General features: G+C 71.5%; 5 protein-coding genes and 1 CRISPR repeat array. All 5 genes read left to right on the top strand.

All coding sequences use genetic code 11. The annotated features are described in order from the left end of the window. Positions 1 to 739: glycosyltransferase family 4 protein (locus AB0O00_RS31745; protein ID WP_363657655.1), on the top strand; the 739-nt coding region annotated here is incomplete at its 5' end. Further along, positions 739 to 1,602 (top strand): 5'-3' exonuclease H3TH domain-containing protein, encoded by an 864-nt coding sequence (locus AB0O00_RS31740; RefSeq protein ID WP_363657653.1) that lies wholly within the window; start codon positions 739 to 741, stop codon positions 1,600 to 1,602. The genes AB0O00_RS31745 and AB0O00_RS31740, both read left to right, overlap by 1 nt. Beyond that, positions 1,599 to 2,216, top strand: coding sequence for a PIG-L family deacetylase (locus AB0O00_RS31735; RefSeq protein WP_363657651.1), 618 nt, complete (start codon positions 1,599 to 1,601; stop codon positions 2,214 to 2,216). Before AB0O00_RS31740 ends, AB0O00_RS31735 begins: the two co-directional genes overlap by 4 nt. Positions 2,217 to 2,266: 50 nt before the next feature. Then, positions 2,267 to 2,857, top strand: a complete 591-nt coding sequence (gene folE, locus AB0O00_RS31730) for a GTP cyclohydrolase I FolE (RefSeq protein WP_363657649.1) — start codon at positions 2,267 to 2,269, stop codon at positions 2,855 to 2,857. Positions 2,858 to 2,891: 34 nt separating this feature from the next. After that, positions 2,892 to 3,314 carry a hypothetical protein gene (locus tag AB0O00_RS31725; RefSeq protein WP_363657647.1) on the top strand — a complete coding sequence of 141 codons (423 nt, stop codon included), beginning with the start codon at positions 2,892 to 2,894 and terminating at the stop codon, positions 3,312 to 3,314. Between the two features lie 282 nt (positions 3,315 to 3,596). Beyond that, positions 3,597 to 3,929: a CRISPR direct-repeat array (repeat unit 28 nt; unit sequence GAGCAATCCCCGCGCGTGCGGGGCCGAC). Between the last annotated feature and the right edge of the window lie 17 nt (positions 3,930 to 3,946).

Below are 3,946 nucleotides of genomic sequence, written 5' to 3'. Positions count from 1 at the left end.
CCACGTCAGGCCGCACGTCCTCGACGCCGGCCCCGCGCTCGCCCGCGCCACCCGCGTCCTCGTGCCATCCGCCGTCGTCCGCGACGAGCTGGCTTGCTGGGGCCCGCGCAACCTGCGCGTCGTCCCCAACTCACTCATGACCGACGCCTCCGTGCCCCCGCCCACTCCGTCCCGGCGCGAGCAACTGCGCCGCACCGGCCCGGTACGCGTCCTGGCCCGGCTCGGACCGGAGAAGGGCGTACTCGACCTGCTGGAGGCCGCCTCCGGCTGGAACCGGCCGCTCGAGGTGGCCCTCGCCGAAGCCGGATTCGAGGCCAGCGAAGGGTCGCAGTCCGAGCTCCTCAAGCGCTGCCGCCAAGCGGCGGACCGTCTTTCGGGCGTCCATCTGCGCGGCGCTCTGGCCTGGGACGAGGTGCTGCCCTGGCTCGCCGGGGCGTCCGTGGTGATCGTCCCCAGCCTGAAGGAGACCTTCGGCCTGGTGGCCCTGGAAGCCATGAGCGTCGGCACCCCCGTCGTCGCCTACCGGATTGGCAACCTGCCCGCCCTGATCGACCCGACCGGCCACGGCGAGCACCTGCTCGTCGACCACAGCGAAGGCCCCGCCGCCCTCCACAAGGCGGCACAGACCCTCCTGGAAGATGACATACTGTACGCCGCGACTACACAGACCGTGTATCGGAGAGCGGCCGAGTTCCAGCCGCGCCGAATCGCTGAACTCTTCCTAGAGGCGGTGTCGTGATGCCCGAAACCCCCGCACCCCCTGCGCCGTTGCTGCTCGTCGACGGGTTCAACCTTCTGTGGGCCGGCACCTTCGGATTCCCCGCCCCGATCTTCTCCCGCGACAAGACCCGTGAACTGACCGGCCTGTTCGCCTTCTTCGCCCTGCTGCGCGCCACGATCCGCGACGACCTCGACGTCGCGCAGCCCGAGGTCCTGGTCGTCTTCGACGGCGAGCACGGCGCCGCCGACCGCGTCGCCGCCGACCAGGACTACAAGGCCAACCGGGAGGCGACGCCGGAGGCGCTCAAGCCGCTGCAGTTCCTCGCCCCGGTGAAGGACGGCCTGGACGCGTACGGGATCCGGTGGGTCGAGGTCGACGACGCCGAGGCCGATGACGTCATCGCCACCCTCGCCGCCCGGGCCGCCGGGTCGCGGCCGGTTCTGGTCATGTCGCGGGACATGGACTTCTACCAGCTCCTGAACGACCGCGTGCGCATCCTCAACCGCTCCCGTAAGGCCTCTCAGCGCATCATCACCGCCGACGAGGTCCTGACCCGTTACGGCGTCACCCCCGCCCAGTGGCCGGCCTTCCGTGCTCTGACCGGTGACAAGTCCGACAACATCCCCGGCGTCCGGGGCGTCGGCCCGAAGGTCGCCGCAACCCTGCTGCGCGACGGCTTGCGGCTGCGCGATCTTCCCTGCTCCGGACGGCTGGCCGGCGCCAAGGGCGCCGCGATCACCACCGCCTGGGAGGACGTACTCCGCTGGGAGGCGATGATCACGGTCCGCCGCGACATCGACGTACCCGTCACCCTCGGCGGCGAGGCAAGCCCCCAGCTACCCAAGCCCGCCGACGTCGTCGAGAAGCTGGGCCTGTGGTGACCGCCGCCTCGCCCGGCTCAGTCGTGGCCGCCTTCGCCCACCCCGACGACGCCGAACTGTGGGCCGGCGCCACCCTCGCCCTCCACGCCAGGCACACCGCCGTCACCATCGCCGTCCCGCACCGCGACGACATCCGCGACGCCGAAGCCCGCAGAGGCGCCGCCGTCCTCGGCGCCGACCTGCGCCAAGTCACCCAGCTCGACCACGCCACCGTGCAGCAACTACTGCTGCAGACGGAGCCGGACATCGTCATCACCCACCCGCTCAACGATGTCCATCCCGAACACCGGGCGGTCGCCGCCGCCGTGCTCGCGGCAGTCCCCGAGCCCCGGATCGCCACCGGCCGCCCGAGCCGCTTCTACACCTGCGACACCTACAACTCGCTCACCCTCGACGGCCCGGTGCGCGCCGACGTGATCGTGGACGCGACCGCGACCTTCGACACCAAGCTGGCCGCGCTGCGCGAGCACGCGAGCCAGCCCATCGAGCAGCACTTCGGCCCCATGGCCGAGACCCTCGGCCGGCTCTGGGGCGCCCGCATCGGTACCCGATACGCGGAGGCGTTCACCGCCGTACCGATCCTCGGCTGCCTGCCCGGCGCCACCCACCTCTGACACACCGCGCTTCGCGACCCCGTCAACTCACCCCAAGGGGACGATCAGTGATGTCCATACCCGTACAAGCCCAGCGCCGCCCCGTCGACCGGCCGCGCGTCGCGCAGCTGACCCGCGAGCTGCTGCTCGCCCTCGGCGAGGACCCCGAGCGCGACGGCCTCAAGAACACACCCCGCCGAGTTGCCGACTGGTGGGGCGAGTTCCTGAACCACGCCCCGGGAAGGCTGGACACCGCCTTCGCCCAGGAGGGACAGTACGGCGACTTCGTCCTGCTGACCGGCATCGAGGCGTGGAGCGTCTGCGAGCACCACCTGCTCCCCTTCCGCCTCGACGTCTCCATCGCCTACGTCCCCGACACCGCCGTCCTCGGCCTGTCCAAGCTCGTGCGCCACCTTCAGGCCCACACCCACGCCCTCCAGCTCCAGGAACGCATCACCCACGACGTCGCCCACGACCTCGCCAAGGCCGCCGGCACCGACGACGTCGCCGTCTTCACCGTCGGCGAGCACCTGTGCATGAGCATGCGCGGCGTCAAGGCCACCGCGGTGCGAACCAGCACCATGTGCCGGCTCGGCCGCACCGAGAGCGACCCCGCCCTGGCCACCCGCATCGAACGCCTCGCCCTCCCCGTCCGCCGGTAGCCACCTCCCACCCTCAACGCACCAGGAACCGACCTTGTCTGTCCACCACTTCACCCTCACGGCCTCGCTGGGCACCGACGCGGCAGCGGCCGAAGTCTGGCAGCAGCTGAAGGCTTCCCCTCCGACCGGCTGCACCTACGACTCCGAGGTCCTCCCCCAAACCCCCGGGCTGTACTGCGAGCGCGAGGCCTCCACCCGGCTGGAGGCCGTGTTCGGCGTCGTCGGCGAGGTCCACGCCTCCCTCGGCCTCCTGCTCGACGACCTCGGCGTGGAGAAACTCGCCGAGTGGTTCGGCAACAGCACGAACCAGCCCGACAGCCCCACCAGGATCTACGCGACCGACATCGCCGCCCAGGCCCTGCTCCTGGCCGTCGACCGCCTCAGGCGTCTCGGCCACGACGCCGACGACATCAAGGCGTTCACGGATCTGCTCCTCGGCAGGTCTCGCGCCTCCTGACCATCCCACGTTGGGCCTACCGGCGCTTCGGCACGTCAAGGCACCTGGCCTGCCCACCCCGGCGCGGGAACGGTCACCCTGCTGGCCGGGCTCGCCGCCGACCAGGCGCTGCGGATCCTGCACCCGGGCCGGCAGCTGGTGCGCCCGCTCCCGCGCTCCCTCCGCCCCCGTGCCACCCGCCTGGGTACCTACAGGCACGTCACCACCACCCGCTGACCCTCACCCTTCAGCCCCCGGACGGTCCCCGAGCTCGACCGGCTCTGGATCATCCACGCCCACCAAGGGCAATCCCTGCACGTGCGGGGCCGACACCATCGCCGCCGCCACCACCCGGGAGAAGGACGAGCAATCCCCGCGCGTGCGAGGCCGACCGCTCGGCGCTTCCGGCCGAGGCGACACCCGGAGAGCAATCCCCGCGCGTGCGGGGCCGACGAGGCCATGCGGGGCGACATGACGAACATGTAGGAGCAATCCCCGCGCGTGCGGGGCCGACGTTCCGACGAGGCTCGGTGAGAGCTTGTACGCAGAGCAATCCCCGCGCGTGCGGGGCCGACTGCCACTTCTCCGACATGAAGTGCGACCACGTGGAGCAATCCCCGCGCGTGCGGGGCCGACGACGGTGGTGATGATCC

Source organism: Kitasatospora sp. NPDC093558 (assembly GCF_040683475.1).
Classification (GTDB): domain Bacteria; phylum Actinomycetota; class Actinomycetes; order Streptomycetales; family Streptomycetaceae; genus Kitasatospora.
This window is presented reverse-complemented; position numbering and strand designations above follow the sequence as displayed.

Excerpts from the sequence above, each read along its gene's own strand:
- AB0O00_RS31740 (WP_363657653.1), top strand. The coding sequence starts at position 739 with ATGCCCGAAACCCCCGCACCCCCTGCGCCGTTGCTGCTCGTCGACGGG.
- folE (WP_363657649.1), top strand. The coding sequence starts at position 2,267 with ATGTCCATACCCGTACAAGCCCAGCGCCGCCCCGTCGACCGGCCGCGC.